Consider the following 22,145-nt stretch of genomic DNA (forward strand, 5'->3'; position numbering starts at 1 on the left):
GTGGGCGGTGGGCGCCGGGTCGTCGGATCTGCTGTTCGCCATCGGTCACGCTTACGTTCGCGAGGGCACGGAGGTCGTGGAAAGCCTGCCGGGATTCGGTTTCATCACCCGGTTCGCCGGCGTGGCCAACGCGGAACCGGTTCGGGTTCCCTTGCTGGAAGGCATGAAACCCGATCTGAACGGTCTCAGCGCGGCCGTGACCGACCGGACCGCCATGGTCGTCGTGACCACCCCCGGCAATCCCACGGGCCAGTTGACCCCTATGTCGCAGTTAAGGCCCTTTGTGGAGTCGATCCCCGAGCGTGTACTGGTCCTCGTCGATGAAGCCTATATCGAATTCGCAGAGAACGAGGCAGACCGCGAAGGCGCGGCGTCGCTGGTCGCGGATCACCCGAACGTCATCGTGACGCGCACTTTTTCCAAGGTCTTCGGCATGGCTGGCATGCGGGTGGGATATGCAGTCGCCCAACCGGAGGTGATCGAGCGGATCGGCCGCCACCGGGCCAACACGCTCACCCTGCTGTCCACCCACGCCGCGTCTGCGGCCCTCGACGACACGGACCACCTGAGGCGGTCACAGGAACTGGTAAGCCGGGGGAAACGCTATTTCTACGAGCAGCTGGACGCCATGGGCATCGAATACGCGCCCAGCGAGTCGAGCTTCGTGATGATGAATATGAAGACCGACGTGGACGAACTCGTCCGCCGGCTGCGCGAGGAACACAACGTCCTGGTGGGCAACGCGAGGGCGCGCTGGAATATCGAAGGCTGGATCCGTGTTACCGCCGGCCTGCCCGAGGAGAACGAGGCGTTCATCGCTGCGCTTAAGAAGGTGCTGGTGAGCAGTTAGACGTAAGGCGTGTCTGACGGGCGGCTGAAACCGTAAAGCCCGCAAGGGAAACACATCTAGTGAAGGGAATCCCGCACGTACAGGTGCCGGCCGATAGCGCCCATGGCCGCGTCCATCTGGTCCATGCGGGATTTGTGCTGCACGTCCAGTACCCGGTCCACCTGCGGTAGGTGCCAGCCGAGGTGCCGGGCCAGTTCCGCCTTGCCAACACCCTGTTCTCTCATACCCCGGTACAGCATCACCTTGACGGCAGTGAGTGTCGGTAACTTGGCGGTGTCCCGTCCCCTGGACGGCAATGGGATGTCCAGGCCGTCATGTACGCGGGCTGCGATCGCCTCCTCCAGCGCGTCGACTGCACGGGCGATTGCCTCCTCCCGGTCCTTTCCGAACGTCGTATGTTCCGGAAAGTCCGGTGACGTAACCAATACGGAATCATCGTCTGCTTCGAGTATTACCGGATATAGAAGCATCAGTTCAGCCCTTTCTTTTAATCCCCCCTCACTCCCCATGCACCGCGTCCGCCGGGTTGGCCGTGGCCGCCTTGAACGCCTGGTATCCCACCGTCAGCCAGGAAATGATCAGCGCGGCCAGACCGGCCAGTACGAAAACGCCGATACCCAGTTCGACGCGGTAAGGGAAGTCCTCGAGCCACGCGCCCATGGCGAGGTATCCCACGGGGGCGCCGATCACGAAGGCCAGCAGGACCAGCTTCGTAAAGTCCGCGGACAATAGCACGATAACGTTCGGTATGGTTGCGCCGAGGACCTTGCGGATCCCGATCTCCCGAGTCCGCTGTTCGGCCATGTAGGACGAAAGGCCCAGGAGGCCCAGGCAGGCGATCAGCATGGAAAGCGCGGCGCCGGCGATGAATACGCTGCCCAGCCGTTGTTCGGCGGAGTACAGTTGCTCAAGGTTCGCGTCGAGAAAGGAGATCTCCATGGCCGGGTGGTTCGGATAGGTTTGCCTCCACTGGTCCTGCAGGATCTCCATGCCCCGTCGCGGGTCCTCCCCCCGCATCCGGATGACCATGTACGGCCCGGGCGCGTTGAACAGGATCATAAGGGGTTCAATGGGTTGGCGCAGCGAGTGCTGGTGGAAGTCCCTCATGACGCCGATCACCCGGTGCGACGGGGCGGTTTCCGGCGAACCCGCGAACCGGAAGGTCTTGTCGATCGCGTCTTCCCAACCCAGAGCGCGGACGGCGGTCTCGTTGATCAGGCAGGCCGATGAATCGGTGGCGAAGGCGGTGTCGAACGTACGTCCCGCGGCCAGCTCGAATCCCATGGTTTCCGCGAAGTCGAAGTCCCCCCAGATCGTCTGGAACACCGGGCTCTGGTCGGGCGGCAACCCCTCGGGCGTCAACAGGTTCAGGCTGGTCTGCGCGCCGGGTACGCTGCTCGAAGTACTCACCTGCAGGATCTCGGGATACTGCAGCACCGCATTCTTGTAGGCCCCATACCCCCCGAGGGCCGCTTCGTCCGGCATGCGGACGACCGCCAGGTGATCGCTTTCGAATCCCAACCGCTTGTTCTGCATGAACTCCAACTGGCTGAGGACCACGGCCGTGCCCACCATCATGAGGATAGAGACGCTGAACTGGAAGGTGATCAGTACCTTCCTGAGTACCGAATGGGAGGCGCCGGTCTTCAGCGCGCCGGTCAGCACGGCCACCGGCCTGAAGGAAGAGAGCAGGAAGGCGGGATATCCTCCGGCGGCGAAACCGACAAAAAGCGTGATAGCCGCCAGGGCCGGAACCAGCCACGTCGAACCGTAGTCCATGACCACGTCCTTGCCGGACAGCAGGATGAATTGCGGCAGCAGCAGGTGCACCAGAGCGAGGGCGATGACCAGCGCGAGCAGCGCGAGCAGTACCGATTCGCCGATGAACTGCCGGATCAACTGGATCCGCTGGGCGCCCAGGACCTTCCGGATCCCGACCTCCTGCGCCCTGCGGGCGGACCGGGCGGTGGACAGGTTCATGAAATTCACGCAGGCGATGACGAGAATGAAGACGGCCAGGGACGTGAAGATATAGACATAACGGATGTCGCTGTTGGGACGCAACTCGGCTTCGATATTGGAATGCAGGTAGATCTCCGTGAGCGGCTGCAGGTAGGGGTTGGCTTCTATGCCTGCGGATTGGAGCGTTTCGCCGAGGTATTTGTCCAGGAACGGGCGGAACCTGGATTCCATTTCCTCGCGCGTGGCGCCTTCCCGGAGCAGCAGATAGGTATACAGGTCGTGGTTGAACCCGCCATTCTGAATGTCGTCTGGATCGCTGTAGTACAGTTGGTTCGGCGCCAGCGTGGTGAAGGAAGCCAGGAAATCGAAATGGAAGTGGGAGGTCCGCGGCATGTCCCGCATGATACCCGTCACGGTGAACTCGTAGAGGTCGTCCCCCGTGATCACCTTCCCGATCGGGTTCTCGTCTCCGAAGTACTTCTCGGCCATGGACTCGGACAACACCACGGTATGCGGTTCGACCAGGGCGGTCGCGGGGTTCCCCTGTACGAGCGGGATGGTGAAGATGTCGAAGACCGACGAGTCCGCGAAAATGAAGTACCGCTCGTAGAATCGATTCTCCTCATACCGGATGAGCCAACGGGAACCCGGCGGCTTGATCCGGGTGTATAGCTCGATTTCCGGATAGTCCCGCGCAAGGACCGGCGCCCAGGGCGGGGGCGTGACGGCCGCTTCGATCGACCGACCCGTTATCGTGGCGGATTCCGCGATGCGGTAGATACGGTCTTTTTTCTCATGATGCTGGTCGTAGGCGAGTTCGTCCTGCATGTAGAGCAGGATCAGCACGCAGCTCGCCATGCCGATGGCCAGCCCGAGGACGTTGATGGCCGAATAGCCCTTGTGCCTGAGCAGGTTTCGTAAGGCGACGGTCAGGTAGTTTCGGATCATTTGCTTATTGTATCGCCAAACCACCCCGAAATCAACGCCGAAGCAGCGACAGGATTGCCCGGGGTCGGTACGCTGGGATCAAGGCAGGGGTTGGTGCGCGGGGACTAGTGGGCAGGAAGCGCAGTCAGGAAGCAGTACATTGTGGGCAGGCGGCAGGCACGGCCCTGCATCTCACTCTGCGTGAACCGCGTCCGCCGGGTTGGCGGTCGCGGCTTTAAAGGCCTGGTATCCCACCGTCAGCCAGGCGATAGACAACGCGGCGAGGCCCGCGAGAATGAACACCCCCGGTCCCGGCTCGATTCGGTAGGGGAAACCCTCGAGCCAGGCCTGTATGACATAGTAACTCGCCGGCGTGCCGACTACGAATGCCAGCAGGACCAGCTTCGTAAAGTCCCTGGACAACAGCAGGATCACGTTGGTAATCGTGGCGCCGAGGACCTTGCGAACCCCAATCTCCCGGGTCCGTTGTTCGGCCATGAAGGACGAGAGGCCCAGCAGTCCCAGGCAGGCGATGAGGATGGAAAGGACGGCGCCGGCAACGAACACGGAACCCAGCCGTTGTTCGGCCTGGTAGAGTTGCTCCAGGTCTTCATCGAGAAAGGTATACTCCATGGCGGGATGGCCTGGATAGATCCGCTGCCATTGTTCCTGAATCACCTCCAATCCGCGTGATACGTTGCTTCCCTGTATTCGTATTACCATGAACGCGGATGGTTCCGAGATCACCTGTATCATCAGCGGTTCGATGGGCTGGTGCAAGGACTGGTTGTGGAAATCCTCCATGACGCCGATGACGCTCAGCATAGGCTCGTCGTCGGAAGCGCCCGTAATCCTGTAGGTCTTGCCGATAGGATTCTCCCAACCCAGGGCGCGCACGGCTGCTTCGTTGATCAGGCAGGCGGTGGAGTCCGAGCCGAATTCACGGGAAAACGACCGGCCCGACACCAAGTTGATATCCATGGTTTCCACAAAGTCGTAGTCCGTCCAGATCATCTGGTAAAGCGGGCTCTCATCCTCCTGCACACCTTCCGGCGTAACCAGGTTGAGACTGGGCGGACTGCCGGGTACGCTGGTCGCAGAACTCACGTTCACGATTTCAGGATACTGCAGGGCCGCGTTTTTGTACGCCGGATACCCCTTGATGGCGTCTTCATCCGGCAGACGAACGACCACCAGGTGATCTTTGTCGAAGCCCAGTTTCTTGTTCTGCATGTACGCCAGCTGATCGTGGATCACGACCGTTCCGACGATCATGACGATGGAGACGATAAACTGGAAAGAGATCAGTACCTTTCGCAGCAGTGAACCGGAAGCGCCCGCTTTCAGCGCGCCCGTAAGCACGGCCACCGGCCTGAAGGAAGAGAGGACGAAGGCGGGATAGCCTCCCGCGACGATGCCCGTAAAGAGGGCGATGCCCAAAAGCACCGGCGCCAGCCACGTGGACTGGTAGTCCATCACCAGCGACTTGCCGGAAAGCGCGTTGAACTGCGGCAGAAGCAGGTGAACCAGTCCCAGCGCAAAGACGAGCGCGATCACGGCATACAGTACGGATTCTCCCACGAACTGCTTGATCAGTTGTTGCCGCTGGGCGCCGAGGACTTTCCGAATGCCCACTTCCTGTGCCCTGCGGGCGGATCGGGCCGTGGACAGGTTCATGAAATTGACGCACGCGATCAGGAGGAGAAACACGGCCAGCGAAGAGAAGATGTACACGTAACGGATATCGCTGTTTGGCGCGATTTCACCTTCCAGGCTGGAATGCAGATGGATATCGGTGACTGGCTGCAGGTAGGGTGTGGCCACAATGCCGATGGATTTCAGCAATTCACCCAGGTATCTGTCCAGAAACCCGGGGAGTTCTCTCTCAAGGGTTTCGGGCCCGTAACCGTCTTCCAGCAGAAAATAGGTGTACAGCGTATGGTTGAATGCGTTCCCCTGCATCGAGGAGGGCTCCCCATAAAGCCTGTGCGGCGCCAGCGAGGCGTAGGAAGCCAGGAAGTCGGCGTGGAAGTGCGAGTTCGCCGGCATGTCCTTCATGATGCCTGTGATCGTAAACTCATAGCGGCCATCCCCGGTAATCACCTTGCCGATCGGATTTTCATTCCCGAAGTACTTGTCCGCCATGGACTGCGACAGTACCACTGTATGAGGTTCGGCCAGGGCCGTTTCGGCTTTGCCCTGGACGAGAGGGAGCGTGAAAACATCGAAAACCGATGAATCCGCGAAGATGAAGTACCGTTCGTAGAACCGCTTGTCATCATACCGGATCAGCCAGCGGGAATTCGGCGGCTTGATCCGGGTGTACGCTTCGATCCCAGGATAGTCCGTCGCGAGTGCCGGAGCCCAGGGCGGGGGCGTGACCGCGGCCTCGACAGGCCTGCCCGCCACCGTCGCGGATTCCACCAGACGGTATATCCGGTCGCTCTTTTCATGAAACCCGTCGTAGCTGAGTTCGTCCTGCACGTAGAGCATGATCAGCACACAGCTGGCCATACCGATGGCCAGCCCCAGGACGTTGATCGCCGAATAGCCCTTGTACTTCAGCAGATGTCTTAATACGACGGTCATGTAGTTTTTGAGCAAGAAGCACCCCCGTTGTAAAAGAAGGGCTGTACGGTTTCAGGACACAGTTCCCCGATTCGAATCTTCGAGGATCTGGCATTAAGACTCAATGTAACCGGTTAAAGTTGCGGGACACAGTTCAAACTGAAGGAAGGCTGTAGCTCAATTATCAAACTGATCTGGATGTGTACAACTACGGCAGGAGTGCTACCAAAGCACCCCGAACAGCAAGGCCGAAGCGATGGCCAGGTAGCCCAGGGCCAGTACGCCGGGACGGCGGAACAGCGGCAATCCCCCGGGCGGCAGCTTGAAGGGATAGGCGCCACGGATCGGCGTCTCCATCAGTGTCTTCTGCAGCCAGGTGCCTTCGAGGGTTTTCAGCCGGTGGACCATGCGGTTGCGCACCGAGGGGATGTCGTTTTCCCGCGCGTAGACGAGTCCTTCCAGGTCCTCGTCGGACATGGGACCACGCCTGAGCGTGATCAGCGTGGACGCGACCAGCATGCCGCCGGCGGGCAGCACGATGTTCCACAGGTAGGTCCACCAGGTGTTGGTGTACCAGACCGGCAGGCCCCATTCCAGGCTTTCGCCCAGGATCGCCGTTACGCCGTAGAGCAGTCCGACGAGCAGGCCCACGATGCCGGTCGAGCGGTGCACGCGGGTGAAGACCCCCATGAGGATGACCGTCATGAGGGGTACGGCGACGGCGCCGGCCAGCCGGAGGTAGAAGGCCAGCATGCCCTCCTGGATGAAGGGCACGTAGGCGAATCCCAGGGCCATGATGAAGGGGGCCGTGACGCGGCCCACGCGGGTATAGTGGGCGTCCGACGCGCGTTTCACGATGAACCGGGCGTAGATGTCGCGGACGAAGAGGCTCGATATGCCGATGCCGATGGAGTCGAAGGTGGAATACCCGCCCGCGATGAGCCCCGCCACGACGATCCCGATGAGTCCGTGGGGCAGGTAGGCCTGGATCATCAGGGGATAGGCCTGGTCGATGGTTTCCAGGGCGGGGAAGTCCGCCCGGGCCATGGGGCCCATGGTGATGTTGAACCAGAGGCACACGGCCGTGGCCGTGCTGGCCACCACCGCGGCCATCTTGAAATCCCATTCCGACCGGGCGCCCAGGAACCGGATGGCCTCGTACTGGTTGATGACGGCGTACATGGTCAGCACGACGATGAAGCTGAGGATGACCACGACCGCGGGGACGCCCGGCGGCGCGTAACCGCCCACGTGGAGCATCACGTCGGGCAGTCCGGGGTCCACGGCGGCCAGGCGCTCGTTCAGCCCCGCCCATCCGCCGCCCCGGACCCAGACCACGATCCAGAGCACGAAGGATCCGATGATCATGGCCACGCCCTGGACGGCGTCGGTAAACACCCCGGCCTGCAGGCCGCCGCGGACCACATAGAGAGTCGCGGACGCGGCCACCGCCACCACGACGAACCAGCTGGCGGTCGTGGAGAACCCGGCGAGGACGCTCAGCACCAGGTACATGGAGAAGAAGATGTTGGCGAGGACGTTGGTGCGGGACTGGATGTTGATGAGGACCGCCATGATGCGGACGGACGGCCCGAACCGGTATTCAAGCCACTCGGCGTTGGTGAAGACGCCCGACCGGTACATGGGCAGGATGACGAAGAAGCTGAGCACGAACCAGCCGATGGCGATCCCCAGCCACCACTGCGACAGCTGGGAGAGTCCGAACTGGTACGAGCCGCCGGCGATGGCCACGTAGTCGCCGCTGTCCACGGCGGTACCGAAGGCGGACAGGCCGATGGCCCACCAGGGCATGGACTTGGCCGCCAGGTACCAGTCGAAGCTTTCGCCTTTCTCCCGGAACGCCAGCAGGCCGTACAGGACGATGCCGCCGTTGACGAGAAAGACGATGGTCCAGTCTAGAAATGACATGGGTCAGGGCAGCATGGGGCAAGGTGCCGGACCGGCCAGGTGACGGTTCGGATGGTCAACAAGCCGGTCCGACGTGGTTGTGGATCGTAGGGTAGCCGCTTCTATTCCCGCGTTTACTCCCGCGGCAGGTGATAACCGTCCTTCATCACGGGGATCCGGTAGAGCCCGGTACCCGCGGTGATGTACAGGATCTTGCTGTTCTCGCTGCGGCCGAAGCCCACGTTGGTGGGCAGCACACCGGTGGGGATGAAGGCCTTTTCGGTCCCGTCCGGCGCGCGGATGGCGATGCCCGGCCGGGTCACGTCGCGTTCGGACACGTACAGGTTGCCTTCGACGTCGACGACCAGGCCGTCGGGCCCGTCCTCGGGCAGATAGTCCACGAGAACGCTCCGGAACGTGGCGGACCCGTCCTCGTGCAGGTCGTAGGCCAGCAGGGCCATGCGTCCCTTGTGCACGGGGATGTCGAGGGTGATCTTGCCCAGGTCGATGGAACCGTTGTCGTTGCTGACCACGTAGAGGGTCTTCTGGTCGGGAGAGACCACCACGCCGTTCGGCTTGCCCGCGTCGGTGATGATCCGGTGGATCGAGCCGTCCGTGTCGATGCGGTACACGGCCATCACGGGCTGTTCCACCGATTCGTTGCCGATGTACTTGGGATCGCTGAAGTACACCCTTCCCTGCTCGTCGATGGCTACGTCATTCGGGGCGTTGAAGGGCCGCCCCTCGTACTCGTGGGCGATGATGTAGGCCTTGCCCGTCTTCATGTCCGTCCGCGTCACACGCCGTCCGCCCTGGTCGGCGCCCTCCGCGGCAATGAGCCGGTCCTGTGCGTCGAACTTGATGCCGTTGGACATCCCGCTGGGCGACCGGAATATAGTGGTCTCGCCCGTATCAGGGTCGTATCGCCAGATGTGGCCGGCCTCGATGCCATCCGCCCCCGCCGACGTGGTGAAGGTGATGTCGCTGAAGTAGATCATCCCGTCCGGGCCCTCGGCCGGGCTCTCGGTCAGGGCAAGGCCCTCGTTGAACACCATCTCGAGGCGGGCGTCGGGCGAGATGAACTCCGGATCGCCGAAGGGCGGATCGGCTTCCTGGGCCTGGAGCGGTGCTGCGAGCAGCGGAACGGCGAGCAACAGGCCAATTATTGGAATAGCGTGACGAAAGGACATGCTTCGGTCTCCTATGACAGCATCCGTTTAAAACGGTCACGAGACAGGTGTTCCGACTTGAACCCTGTCTGATCGAAACCGGCTTTATCGAGGGAAGAATCGAGGTAATTGGAATACCTGCCAGACTATTCCAGATGGTGCGTACCGTCAAGGGATTTCGAAGGGCGCCGACCGGTGATCTTTCCTTGACGGCGGGTACCGGATCCTGTACCGTCCCTGGTACGCCATACCCAGCATAAAAACATCATTCAACATGTAAATACAACAAGGAGAAACTCATGTCCGTATCGAGACGGGAGTTCATGGGCATCGTGTCGACGGCCGCTCTTGCGGGCGTCGCCGGTTCAGCGTGCGGAAACGAAGCGGCTCAGGCCCCGGGCGACGCCACGGCGCAGGTCCCCTCCGGCGACGATCCACTGGGCGTTCGCGCGGATTTTCCTGCCGCCACTGAATCCCTTTACCTGAACACGCCTTACATCGGTCCGTCGCCCCAGCCCGCGGTGGACAGGACCATCGAGTTCCTCGCGGCCAAGTCCCGTGATCCCGTCCTGCTCGGCGACATGCTCGATGAGGAGGAAGCCGTGCGGGAGAAGTTTTCCCGCCTCATCCGCGCCCAGATCGGGGAAGTCGGCCTGGTGTCGTCCACCAGCGAGGGCGAGAACATCGTGGTCAATTCCCTGGGCCTGAAGGCCGGCGACAACGTGGTGATCGACGATCTCCACTACATGACGTCGCTGGTGATGTACAGCCAGTTGGCCGAGACCCTGGGCATCGAAACGCGCATCGTCCGGAACGTGGACGGCGTGGCTTCGCCCGAAGCCTTCGCCGACATGGTGGACGAGAACACGAAGCTGGTCTCCGTGGCGTGGATTTCCAACCGGAACGGCTACCGCCACGACCTGAACGCCCTGGCGGACGTGGCCCATGCGAGCGGCGCGTACCTGTATGCGGACGCCGTACAGGGAGTCGGCATGCTCGATCTCGACGTGGGTCCGACGGGGGTCGATTTCCTCACCACGGGGTCGTACAAATGGCTGCTCGGCGGCTTCGGCGTGGCGCCGTTCTACGTGCGGGAATCCGTGATGGACGTGGTGAAACCCGATCGCCTGGGGTGGAGAATGGTGGACGAACGGCTGCCCGACTACCAGTATACGATTTACTCCGACGCCAGGAAGTTCGGGTATGCCACACCGGCCTTTGCGGCGATCTACCAGCTTTCCGGGTCGCTGGAGTACCTGTTGAACGTGGGCACCGACCGGATCGAGCAGCACACGGTCGCCCTGGCGCACCGCCTGTACGCCGGACTGACCGAGCAGGGGTTCGAGGTCTTTACGCCGCCCGGCAATCAGTCCGCCATCGTGTCCTTCAACCACGGCGCCGACTACGAAACGATCAGCGGGCAGCTCGCCGAGGCGGGCGTCCGGCTGTCCTTCCGGGAGGGCAATGCCCAGATCCGCGTGGGTCCCGCCCTGTTCAACAACGAGCAGGACATCGACGCGTTCCTGGACATCACGAAGGGCTGGAGGGAGGCGGCCAGCTAGCCGCGCCTTCTGCCCATGCGCCACCGGACCACGATCGTTTCCGTGACGAATCCACTGTAGAGGGCGGCCACGCCGCGGATCGCCCCGTGCAGGTCGAAGAGCGCGAGTACGTTCACGACGATGACGATCGCGCCGGCCCGGGCGGGTCCGCTCGGCGCGATGGCGCCCGTCCGGTGGTCCCGCAGCGCGATCCCGTGGAGGTAGGACCGGATCGTGACGGCCAGCGGAAAGAAAGAGAAGATGATCAGTGGCACGGTGCAGCGCACGGCGAAATCGTGATCCACGCCGATCAGGGTCTCCAGCAGGAAAAACCTCACCGGGGTCCAGAACATCAGGACCATGGTCCCAAAGGAAATCAGACCGCAGACTGCCGTGAACCGGCGGATGATCCGGCCTCCCGGGTCCTGCCGCTGAAAGGCGGGCGGCAGGTTCTTGAGTTCGTTCAACCACCCATAGGGCAGGTGGGCGAGGGCGTACACGATGGTGAGCACGGCCAGGGATTCCGTGCCGTCGGCCCCCCGGGCGACGAAGAGGTTGATGATGGGCCGGCTCAAGGCCTGTATGCCGATCGTTACCGCCAGGGGCCAGTAGAACCGCAGTACGTAGCCCGTGGTCAGCGGGTACTGTCTCCAGGAGACCGGTTCTCGGGCCGTATCCTGACCCACATCCTGCCCGGCCGCTAGCTCCCCTTCAGCGCTCCCACCCCTCCGCAGCGATCTCCGAGCGAACCGCCGATAGCCGTAGATGATCACCACCAGTTCCGTCAGGACGCCGAAGTAGGTCGCGGCCACAGGCAGCAGAATGGGATCGGCCTGAACGGTCGGCGTCGGAAGAAACAGGAACACGGACACCACGCTCATGCTGATGCCCGCCATCATGGCATAACTGATGATGTCGGTCCGCCGCACCCGCAACAGCAGACCCGACAGGAACCTCGTGATCCCCACGATCAGCGGAATGGGCAGCAGGAGTCCGAGCGCGCGGCGCACCGTGCCGCCGAGGGCCGGGTCCACGGCGTGAAGCTCGTCGATCACCCACAGTCCCACCGGTGTGAACGCCAGACACGCCAGGACGAGGAAGTGCACGCCGCCGAACCCGGCGACGCATCGAAACACGGTGAGGAAGGTCGCCCGGTCCCGGACGAGGACCATGGACATCTGCCGGGTCTGGGAGACGGTGCCGGTCAGGAAAGACGTCAGCCCCCAGGCGATACCGTACGCCGCAAGGGTTTCGGTGGGTCGGGGCACACGGGCAATGCCGCCGTTGATGACCTGGATGCCCAGTTCGTAGATCAGTTCGGTGATGACGAGGGGGAGGAGGAACCAGAATAAGGTCCGGTACATGGTAGGAGAGTATAGCCGGGCCGGTTACGAGGGTCAAGGATGGGGAAATCGGGGGGATCCGGCGCGACCTGCACGGTGGTAATCCGGCGCGACCCGCTCAAGGCTCGAATCGCGTAAACTCCACCGGGGGAAACTGCCCGGCATAGGCGTGGACCGCCGGGGTGCCGCCCAGGTGCATGAGCAGTATCCGCGAGTCCGGTTCGAACCGCCCTTCGCCCGCGAGGTTGAGCAGGCCGCGGATCGCCTTCCCCTCGTAGACGGGATCGGCCATGATCCCCTCGCTGCGCGCGAGAAGCTGGATCCCATGGAGCACCTCTTCGTTCGCGACGCCATAGGGATCGGCCGTGGCGGCCATGATCTCAACGTCATCGGGACGGACGCGCTGCGGCAGGGCCAGGGTCTCCAGCGTAGCATTAGCCAATCGCAGTACCCGCGACTTCTTGATCTCGACCTCGTTATCGTCCGACACGCCGATCACGCGCGTGGCGGCTTCCATCGCCGCGAAACCGGCGATCAGTCCGGACTGCGTGCTGCTGCTGCCCGTGCAGTGCACCACGTAGTCGAAATGAAGGTCCTGGTCGCGCGACTGCCGCGTGATCTCGGCAGCGCAGGCGACATAGCCCATGCTGCCCAGTGGGTGATCGGATGCACCGCCCGGGATGAGATAAGGTTGGTGTCCCTTCCCGCGCAGGTGTTCGGACAGATCTTCAAGCGGACTCTTGTCCTCGATGGATCGTTCGCGGTCGTCCAGGTAGAGTTCGGCGCCCAGGATATTGCTGAGCAGGATGTTGCCCACGTGCCGGTATCCGGGTCCCGCATCCCTGGTCCAGGCGCAGTGCATTAGCGCGCACCGCAACCCGCACCGAGCCGCCGCGGCCGCCGTCTGCCGGGTGTGGTTCGACTGGATGGCCCCGACCGTGACCAGGGTGTCGGCGCCCGTTCGCAGGGCGTCGCCCACCAGGAATTCCAGCTTGCGCGACTTGTTTCCGCCCCCCGCCAGCCCGGTCAGATCGTCGCGTTTGATCCAGAGCTCGGGTCCACCCAGGTGCGAGCCGAAATGCGCGAGTCGATGGATCGGCGTGGGCAGTTGAACCAACGGGGCGCGAGGCAGGTCGGGCAACTGATACAACCAGTCGGCGAGTTCCCGTGTATTCGTCACATCGATTTCCCTCGGTGCGGGCAACAGGGTCATTGGATTGTTTCTGAAATCTGGATCCACTGCGCGCTGTCGCGCAACACTAAACTTTCCGGCTACCGGGAATCTTCCTTGTTTGCCCCATGGCCAGTATGTATTTTGGGGCGGTGTTTCCGCGAGATCGAAGTTGAAATCGTCCCGTTCACGCAGGACGGTCCTCGCCGGGAAGCTGAATTGATGTTGTTGCGTCATAACCGATAAAAACAACAATCACATACAGTTACACTCGGAGAGTTCATTGGGAACTGTCCCCCGCGATCACTGGCTCATCGGTTCCAAGGGCGTATACCACGGCACCATCGGCGGATCCTGGACGCGCATCGGCGCCCAGGAGTACGGTATTTCGAGCCTGATCCGTGAACCGGGCCGCCTGGTGGCGGGTGCGAGCTGGGGCAGCGGACTCTGGGAGTGGCCAACCACCACGGGCCAGTCGGGCCAGTCGGACCAGCCTGCACCTGCCGGCCAGGCCGACCAGGCCGACCGCTGGAAGCAACTGCACGACGAGACGCTCACCGAGATCATGGCCATCGCACCGATCGAAGGATCGCCGGGCGTGGTCGCTGGATCTCCTTACGGCATCGCCACGGGTCGCTATGACGACCTCGGGGCAGTCCGCTGGACGCATCACTCGGACGCGCTCCGCGTCAATGAGCGATTCACCAATGCCATCCTCGTGCATCCGGAAGAGCCCACGACGTGGTTGATCGGCACCGAAGGCGGCGTCCTTATCGCGGACGACTCGGGAGCGGCGTGGCGGCGGACCAGTATCTCGGGTACGGCCGTTCGCGCGCTGGCACATATACGCGGTCAGTTCTGGGCGGGCACGGACGATCGGGGGATCTGGCGCAGCGAGGACGGCGAACGTTGGGATTCGGCGGGTCATACGGCGGACGGCGGCGCGGTCTTCGAACTGATGCGGGCCGGCGAAGATATCGTTGCCGCCACGGAACACGGCGTGGCCATCGGCGATGGGTCGGGCCACTGGGTACGAAGGGGACCCCGCCACCTGTGCGCGGCCGTGCGATGCCATCCCGGTTCGACGTCGACCTGGCTGGCCGGCGCCACGCCGAGCGGACTGTGGTACACGGAAGACGGCGGTCATGCGTGGCATCAAATACCGGGATTCGTAAACGTTCGCGCAATCATTGCGCCTGAAGCATAGTCAAACCCCCAAAAACCAACACATGGACCAGACAACTTACAACAAACAGGTCGACGAGCGGGCCGACCGGGTCGTCCGGCACTGGTCGAAACGGGATGGCGGCGGTCTCTGGGACCTGAGCGCACACCTGGCGACGGGCATGGACGATGCCAAGGTCGTCGAAATCGTGCGTAAAGCGCTTTCGGACCAGACGGATGGATGGGGAGGCCGCCCCGCCGGCGGTCCGTTCCACGTTTATCCCTGCGGCGCGCTCATCGCCCGGTGGCCCGACCGGCTGCCGGAGGAAGCCCTGGAGATCATCCGGGATTTCATGATGGACGGCGTCCTCGAGCGCGGCAACACGGAGAACCACTGGCTGATGTTCTACGTGGGCAACCTGCTGGCGGCGGAACGATGGCCGGACGCGAAGTGCATGTGGAACGGCCTGTCCGCGGAAGCCAACCGGGCCGAGGCCATGCGCTGGATCTTGGGCATGATCGAGCGCACCGCCGTCAACGGCCACCACGAATACGACTCCCCCCAGTACCACGTGGAGCACATGGTGCCGATGATCACCCTCGCGGACCACGCGGCCGACCCCCACCTGCGCCGCCAGGTCGAACAAGTGCTGTCCCTATACGTGGCGGACATGGCGCTGGAGTATTACTACGGATCCTGGGCGGGCGGTCACAGCCGCGAAGGCTACCGGGAGAACACCTGGCGGAAATCCGGTGCGATCTCCGCGCTGCAGTATCTGTACTTCGGCGACGAGGAATTCGAACCGAAGCATCACGTCCATGGCTTCTGCATCCCGCCGGCCACGGCCGCCTACCGGCCCCCGGCCCTTTTCGCGGAGATGGCGGTGGACCGGTCCACGGCCCATGTCGTCAAGAAGACCAAGGCGCCCAGGACGATCTACCGACGCGTGGAGCACGAGGCGCGGCCGGTCCGGAAGTACACGTATATGAGCCCATCCTTCGCCCTCGGGTCGTCGCAGCTGGGCCTTCCGGGCCCCGGGGCCGGACCCATCGACCTGATTTCATGGGACCTCACGTGGCGGGGAGAGAACCAGCAGGCCAAGATCTGCTGCAACCACCCCTATCGCAGCCCGGAACGGTTCAGCGCCTTTCTCGTGGGCTATCCGCAGCAAATCAGACGGCAGATCGGATCCGACAAGCCCTACCTGCAGTGGCCCGATCGGCTCTTCGGCGCATCGCCCTATGAAAGGATGATGCAGCACGAGGGCACCGTCATCGTCCTGTACAAGATCCCGCCGGACGACGAGGCGCCTTTCATCAACCTGTTCCTGCCCCGTTCGATCGGCTGGGTGGAACGCGACGGGTGGATCATGGGAGATACCGGCGCCGGCGCCTATATCGCCCTCTATCCGATCGGTCCCTACGCGTGGTCGGAAATCCGGGAAGAAGGGTCCATGCGCCACCTGGCGGCGAATCCAGACCAAATCGACGGCTGGCTCCTCAGGATCCCGGACGTGCATGGCGGACTGGTGCTTGAAGCCAGGGAGGCGGAAAGCGTGGAATCCTTCGAAGCGTTCTGCGCGCGCCGGGCTGCCTTACCACCCGATCTGTCGGGATGGCCGGGGAGCGACCGCGTCGCCGTCGAGACGCTGGACGGAAACCAGATGGAGATGCACTTCGATGGTCAGCATGGTCAGCACAGGGTGGACGGCGAGGCCATCGACTACGACGCCTACCCGCTGTACGAGGCGCCCGGGGTGGACGCCCCTGCCGGAACGGGCAAGATGACGTTTCGCAAGGGGGACCAGGAAGTCAGCCTGGACTTCGGGGTCGACGCCTCGAAACCTCTCATGCCCATACGGGTCATCGGATAGGCGGGCGCGACGACCAGGCCGAAGGCGCGACGGCTAGCCGCGTGCGGCGCCTCGCCGGTTACGCCTCGCCTAGCACGCTACGCCGCACCACGCACACCGGCACACGCCGCTTTCCGCTCATTCTTCCTCCAACCCGTCCCACGACACTTCCGCGCCAAGGGCGCGCAGGTTCTCCACGAAATTCGGATGGGCCCGGTTGATGGACTCCGCGCCGTTGATGACGCTGGTGCCCGGGATGCTCGCGGCGGTCATGTACAGGGCCACGGCTGCCCGGATGATGTAGGGCGCTTCCACGGTGGCCGGCTGAAGGGGACGGTTACCGAAGACGATGATGCGGTGGGGGTCGTTGATGACCGCGTGGGCACCGAACTTGACCAGTTCCGAGATCCAGAAGAAGGCGCCTTCGTACACCTTGTTCCAGAACATGATCGATCCCTCGGCCCGGATGGCCAGGGGGATCATCAGGGGCAGGAGGTCGGCGGGCAGGTAGGGCCAGGGCGCGGCCTCGATCTTGGCCAGGATATTGGACGTAAAGGGGTTCTCGATCCGGTGTGGCTGGCCGTTCCGCACCAGCGCGGTATCACCCTCGTATTCGATGGCTACGCCCAGTTTCCTGAAGCAGCGGTTGATCAGGTCGAAATGGTGGGGTATGGCCTGCTCGACCCGCACCTCGCCGCCCGTCATGGCGCCTACGGCCAGGAACGTCGTGATCTCGTGATGATCGGGCGTGATTTCCACCGTGCCGCCGCCGAGCCGGTCCACGCCCTGGATATGCAGGACATTCGCCCCGATGCCCTCGATTCGTGCCCCGAGGGTGTTGAGGAAGTGGCACAGGTCCTGCACGTTGGGCTCGCACGCCGCGTTGACCAGGGTCGATCGGCCCTCGCCCAGGACCGCGGCCATGATGAAGTTCTCCGTCCCGGTCACCGATACGTAATCCTGCCAGATCCGATCGCCCCGGAAACGGCCGTTCAGCTCGAATTCTATGGGATCTTCCGAAACGATGCGGCCTCCCAGCGCGCGCAGCAGTTCCACATGCGGGTCGATCTCCCGCACGCCGAGGGCGCATCCCTTGACGTTCGCGAAGCGGATGGACCGGGTTCGGTGCAGCAGGCCGGGCAGGAGGAGCAGGGCCGAGCGCATGCCTTCCGGCAGGGCCACCTCGCCGGTGTCGTCATGGAATCCGGCGTTGTTGACCTGAAGCGAACCGGCGTCCCGGTCCCAGTCGATCCGGGAACCCAGGGCCTCGAGGAACGTGACAATCTTCTGCACGTCGGTGATGTCCGGCACGTTCCGGATCGTCACCGTCTCGTCGGTCAGCAGGGTCGCGCAGAGAATGGGCAGTACGGCGTTCTTGTTGCCGGACGGAACGACCGTGCCGGTAAGGGGCTTTCCGCCTTCAACGATCAGACTGGCCATGGGGATCCTTACAGATTCGATGAGTTATCGGGGTCTTCGGCAACCATGTTTGCGGCCCATGTTAATGCTAACCGAGTGCACAGGTAAACCGTTCCTTCACGGGGCGGAATTCAACCAGGCCGATCTCCTGGAACCGTCCCAAAATCGGTTGGAAGACCTCACGACCGTACGCGACGGCCGCGGTTACTTCGGCCTCCGACAGGTCGATGGCGACCGTACAGTGCGGCACCCAGTTGCCGGGCAGGTAGTAGCCCATGCCCACGTGATCGTGCTTCGAAAACACCTCGTGAAATCGCGCGTGGACTGCCAATAGCCGGCGGGTAACCACGGGCGCCAGGAACACCACCCCTTCCTGTCCGGGGAAAGTCCCCAGGCTGCTCAAAGTGAAGTCAAACGGATCGATGGATCGCGCGAATTCGAGCAGTCGCTCCGGGAAACCGTTCGTATCGTAGCCGTCGCCATAGACCGCGAGTGAAACGTGAGGACGGGCACCGAGTTCCGACAACGAAGGTTGCCCCAGTGCGGTGCCCAGACCGTCCCAGATTTCGCGAACGGTCCGGTCGCTCGCCTCATCGTAAAACAGTTCGATCGCGTAACCCATCAAATCAAGATACGCATTGGACAGGTCAAGTCAACCATACCGAAAAACAGCATCTACTGGTTAACTGACTCACCGACGACAGGTTGCTTCCGGCCCGTCTGCCCTTCCTTGACAGTCCGATTCCACCCGTCTATCTTCCTGAGACCTGTCCGATCCTGATTGTCACTTGAATACCACTTGAAGCACGCTAAGGATGCGGGCGTCCGGTCCCGTCAGACCTGCACCCTGAGCGTCCGGCACGCGGCCGTCCGGAGTCCTCCGCCATGAAAATAACCGCCATCAAAACGTATGCCGGCACCTTCGGGAACCGCTCCCGGGGCCTGGTGAAGGTGGAGACGGACGAAGGGCTGTACGGCTGGGGCGAGGCCTACTCGGTGGGGCCGGACAAGTCCGTTGAACCGATCGCCGATTACATCTTCGAGATGATCAAGGGAGAAGACCCCCGCCGCATCGAATACATCATGCTGAAGCTGTTCCAGCAGTTCCGTTTTCCGCCGGGCGGGACGGGCCTGGCCGTCATGTCCGCCGTGGATCATGCCCTGTGGGATATCAGCGGCAAGGCGGCCGGGCTTCCCGTGTACATGCTCCTGGGCGGGACCGTCCGGGACCGGGTGCGGGTGTACCACGGCGTCGGCGGCAATGCGAATCAGGTCGCCGAACGGGCGCACGAACTGCACGAAGCATGGGGGTTCACGGCGTTCAAGACCAGCCCGTATCAGGTCGATATCGAAGCTGAACGCTGGGGCAGGGTCTGCAGCGCCGCCGCGCGGTTCTTCGAGGATGTACGCGCCGCCACGCCCGACGGATGGGAGATCGCCTTCGATCCCCATGCCCGGATTTTCGAACCGATCAGGGCGCTGCAACTCGCCAACGCGCTGGCGCCTTACGACCCCTATTTCTACGAAGAGCCGCTTCGACCAGAGCACCTGCCCGCCTGGTCCCGGCTGCGGTCGCAGATTCAGGTCCCGCTGGCCACGGGCGAGTCGTTGTACACGCGCTTCGAGTTCCTCGAGCTCATGGCCGCGCAGGGCGCCGACATCATCCAGCCGGACGTCTGCGTGTGCGGCGGCCTGCTGGAGATGCGCAAGATCGCAGCCATCGCCGAGGCGCACTACGTCACCATCGCTCCGCACAATCCCATGGGACCCCTGGCCACCGCCGTGAACGTGCACTTCGCGGCGGCCACCCCGAATTTCAAGATCCTCGAGTACGTCCTGCCCGTGGGCACGGAATGGGAGCAGTGCATTATCGACCCCTATCTGCCCGAAGACGGGTACCTGCCGCTTCGCGATGCGCCCGGTCTCGGTATCGACGTGGATGAAGAAGTGGTGAAGGACAACGAGGTGGTGCACTGGCAGCGCACGTGTTACGTCCGTCCGGACGGGTCTACGGGGTATATCTGATCGATCGCGCGATCGATGAGGAACATCGCACACTCGTTGAGACGTGCTGCGATGTGATGAGAAACATCGCGACGCAGATGAGACATGCTACGATACAGTTGTACAATTGTACAGTAGGTCATGACGGTATCGAATATACAGAAATCGATTCCACTTCGATAAGGGGAGAAACGCGTATGAGTAAGTTGCGTCCAATTTGCGGAATGACGGGCATGACGGGTCCGGCCGGCCCGGCGAGACCAACGGGTCCGGCGGCCAGGACGGGTCTCGCAGGCATGACGGGATTGATGCTCACGGTCCTTTGCCTCGGCGCGTTGTCGTCCTGCGCGGGCGACGCCCTCCAGACCAGTGACGCCTTCCAGGTGGAGTGGCGCGCGTACGCCGGAGACCACGCGAGCACCAAGTACGCGCCCATGGCCGTGATCGACCGGCAAAACGTGATGGACCTCGAGGTCGCGTGGCGCTGGGATTCCATCGATAACGCCATCCTGGAGGCGGATTCGACCCTCCGGGTTTTCGTAAACGAGGCAACGCCGCTGAAGGTCGGCGGCGTGTTGTACACGAGTACGGCCCTGAGCCAGGTGGCGGCCATCGACGCGGCCACGGGGGAGACGATATGGTCGTTCGATCCAGGGACGTGGCAGGAGGGTACGCCCGCGAACGTGGGTTTCGTCCACCGCGGCGTGGCCTACTGGGAAGAGGGCGAAGACCGGCGCATCCTCTATGCCACGGGTGACGCCTGGCTCATCGCGCTGGACGCGGGAACGGGCGAACCGATCCCGGGCTTCGGCGACAACGGCCGCGTGGACCTGACGAAGGGCCTGCGCCGTCCGGTCGACCGGAGTCTCTACGCCGTTTCGAGTCCGCCGGCGATCGTCCGCGGGGTGGTCGTGGTGGGGGCGACGGTGCTGGATTCATTCGCCGTCGACCGGATGCCCGACGCGGCCATGCCGCCGGGCGACGTGCGCGGTTTCGACGTGCGGACGGGCGAACAGAAGTGGGTGTTCCAGACCATACCGCAGGAGGCTGAGTACGGCAACGATACCTGGCTGGACGAGTCCTGGATGACCGCGGGCAGCACGAACGTGTGGACGTGGATGAGCGCGGACGAGGAACTCGGCTACGTCTATCTGCCGGTCAGCACGCCCACCAACGACTTCTACGGCGGCCACCGGCCGGGCGACAACCTCTTCGCCGAGAGCCTGGTCTGCGTCGATGCCGAAACCGGCGAACGGGTCTGGCACTTCCAGACGGTGCATCACGGCATTTGGGACTACGATCTGCCCGCCGCGCCGATCCTGGTGGACATCACGGTGGACGGCCGAGAGATAGAAGCGGCGGTCCAGGTCACCAAACAGGGCTTCACCTTCGTCTTCGACCGGGTAACGGGCGAACCGGTCTGGCCGATCGAGGAACGGGAGACGCCGCCGTCCACTGTACCCGGAGAGACGGCCTCGCCTACGCAACCCTTCCCGATGAGACCGGTGGCCTTCGAGCGCCAGGGGCTGACGGAAGACGATCTCATCGATTTCACGCCCGAACTGCGCCAGGCGGCCTTGGACGCGATCGCGGAATACGACCATGGTCCGATTTTCACGCCGCCGACCACAAGAGGCGTGATCGCGGTGCCCGGACTGGTGGGCGGCGCGAGCTGGTCGGGGGCGGCGGTGAACCCGGAGACGGGGATGCTGTACGTGCCGTCCTACAGCCTGCCGGCCATCATGACCGTAAACGCGTCGGAGGAGGAGGACGCGCCGTATGCGTACACCGGCCGGTTCGCCTACGGACCCACCGTCATGGACGGCCTGCCGGTGATCAAGCCGCCCTACGGCCGCATCACCGCCATCGACCTGAGCACGGGCGAGCACGTGTGGATGAGTCCGGTGGGCAGCGGACCCCGAAACCACCCGGCCCTGGAAGGCCTGGACCTGCCGGCCCTGGGGTGGGACCGCCGCACCTTTCCGCTGCTGACGCAGACCTTGCTGTTCGCCGCCCAGATGGGGATCGTGCTGGACCGGGAGGTGTCGGACCGCGGCAACGCCATGACCTACGATTCCGAGAGCAACGAGGCATTCCTGCGGGCCTTCGATCCGGATACGGGCGATCTGATCGCGGAAATCCCGCTACCCGGCAACGCGACGGGCAATCCCATGACCTACATGGTGGGTGCCAAGCAGTACATCGCCGTACCGATCGGCGGGGCGTCCGAAAGGGCGGAACTGGTGGTGTTGGGCCTGCCGTAAGG

General features: G+C 63.2%; 15 protein-coding genes. 6 read left to right on the forward strand and 9 right to left on the reverse strand.

All coding sequences use genetic code 11. From position 1 onward, the window contains the following. Window positions 1–850 (forward strand): aminotransferase class I/II-fold pyridoxal phosphate-dependent enzyme (locus F4Y38_11485; GenBank protein ID MXY49900.1); only part of this gene is annotated, 850 nt, incomplete at its 5' end. Window positions 851–906: 56 nt separating this feature from the next. On the opposite strand, the gene F4Y38_11490 is transcribed toward F4Y38_11485, so the two are convergent. The 5 genes from F4Y38_11490 to F4Y38_11510 form a co-directional block, all read right to left on the reverse strand. Beyond that, window positions 907–1,320, reverse strand: a complete 414-nt coding sequence (locus F4Y38_11490; GenBank protein MXY49901.1) for a type II toxin-antitoxin system HicB family antitoxin — start codon at window positions 1,318–1,320, stop codon at window positions 907–909. Window positions 1,321–1,348: 28 nt separating this feature from the next. Further along, window positions 1,349–3,760, reverse strand: a complete 2,412-nt coding sequence (locus F4Y38_11495; protein ID MXY49902.1) for an FtsX-like permease family protein — start codon at window positions 3,758–3,760, stop codon at window positions 1,349–1,351. Window positions 3,761–3,931: 171 nt separating this feature from the next. After that, on the reverse strand, window positions 3,932–6,343 hold the full coding sequence (locus F4Y38_11500; GenBank protein ID MXY49903.1) for an FtsX-like permease family protein: 2,412 nt from the start codon (window positions 6,341–6,343) through the stop codon (window positions 3,932–3,934). A gap of 186 nt (window positions 6,344–6,529) precedes the next feature. After that, window positions 6,530–8,236, reverse strand: a complete 1,707-nt coding sequence (locus F4Y38_11505; protein ID MXY49904.1) for a hypothetical protein — start codon at window positions 8,234–8,236, stop codon at window positions 6,530–6,532. 113 nt (window positions 8,237–8,349) lie between these two features. Then, a complete protein-coding gene (locus tag F4Y38_11510) occupies window positions 8,350–9,405 on the reverse strand; it encodes an SMP-30/gluconolactonase/LRE family protein (protein ID MXY49905.1) in 1,056 nt (351 codons plus the stop codon). 278 nt (window positions 9,406–9,683) lie between these two features. On the opposite strand from F4Y38_11510, the gene F4Y38_11515 reads away from it, so the two are divergent. Beyond that, window positions 9,684–10,946 carry an aminotransferase class V-fold PLP-dependent enzyme gene (locus F4Y38_11515; protein MXY49906.1) on the forward strand — a complete coding sequence of 421 codons (1,263 nt, stop codon included), beginning with the start codon at window positions 9,684–9,686 and terminating at the stop codon, window positions 10,944–10,946. On the opposite strand, the gene F4Y38_11520 is transcribed toward F4Y38_11515, so the two are convergent. Further along, on the reverse strand, window positions 10,943–12,289 hold the full coding sequence (locus F4Y38_11520; protein MXY49907.1) for a hypothetical protein: 1,347 nt from the start codon (window positions 12,287–12,289) through the stop codon (window positions 10,943–10,945). The genes F4Y38_11515 and F4Y38_11520 overlap by 4 nt on opposite strands. 97 nt (window positions 12,290–12,386) lie before the next feature. Next, window positions 12,387–13,481, reverse strand: coding sequence for a D-cysteine desulfhydrase family protein (locus F4Y38_11525; protein MXY49908.1), 1,095 nt, complete (start codon window positions 13,479–13,481; stop codon window positions 12,387–12,389). A gap of 241 nt (window positions 13,482–13,722) precedes the next feature. Between F4Y38_11525 and F4Y38_11530 the strand changes: the two genes are divergently transcribed. Both F4Y38_11530 and F4Y38_11535 read left to right on the forward strand, forming a co-directional pair. Further along, window positions 13,723–14,646, forward strand: a complete 924-nt coding sequence (locus tag F4Y38_11530) for a hypothetical protein (protein MXY49909.1) — start codon at window positions 13,723–13,725, stop codon at window positions 14,644–14,646. A 22-nt stretch (window positions 14,647–14,668) separates the two neighbouring features. Beyond that, window positions 14,669–16,477 carry a hypothetical protein gene (locus F4Y38_11535; protein MXY49910.1) on the forward strand — a complete coding sequence of 603 codons (1,809 nt, stop codon included), beginning with the start codon at window positions 14,669–14,671 and terminating at the stop codon, window positions 16,475–16,477. Between the two features lie 117 nt (window positions 16,478–16,594). On the opposite strand, the gene F4Y38_11540 is transcribed toward F4Y38_11535, so the two are convergent. Further along, window positions 16,595–17,896 carry a UDP-N-acetylglucosamine 1-carboxyvinyltransferase gene (locus F4Y38_11540; GenBank protein ID MXY49911.1) on the reverse strand — a complete coding sequence of 434 codons (1,302 nt, stop codon included), beginning with the start codon at window positions 17,894–17,896 and terminating at the stop codon, window positions 16,595–16,597. Window positions 17,897–17,963: 67 nt separating this feature from the next. Continuing rightward, window positions 17,964–18,497, reverse strand: a complete 534-nt coding sequence (locus F4Y38_11545; protein ID MXY49912.1) for a 2'-5' RNA ligase family protein — start codon at window positions 18,495–18,497, stop codon at window positions 17,964–17,966. Window positions 18,498–18,760: 263 nt separating this feature from the next. On the opposite strand from F4Y38_11545, the gene F4Y38_11550 reads away from it, so the two are divergent. Both F4Y38_11550 and F4Y38_11555 read left to right on the forward strand, forming a co-directional pair. Next, the gene (locus F4Y38_11550) at window positions 18,761–19,900 is read left to right on the forward strand and encodes a mandelate racemase/muconate lactonizing enzyme family protein (protein MXY49913.1); all 1,140 of its coding nucleotides are present in this window, start codon (window positions 18,761–18,763) and stop codon (window positions 19,898–19,900) included. A 275-nt stretch (window positions 19,901–20,175) separates the two neighbouring features. Further along, window positions 20,176–22,143: a pyrroloquinoline quinone-dependent dehydrogenase gene (locus F4Y38_11555; GenBank protein ID MXY49914.1), complete on the forward strand. Its 1,968-nt coding sequence runs from the start codon at window positions 20,176–20,178 to the stop codon at window positions 22,141–22,143. The last annotated feature ends 2 nt before the right edge of the window (window positions 22,144–22,145 follow it).

This window comes from Gemmatimonadota bacterium, assembly GCA_009838645.1.
Taxonomy (GTDB): Bacteria; JAAXHH01; JAAXHH01; order JAAXHH01; family JAAXHH01; genus JAAXHH01.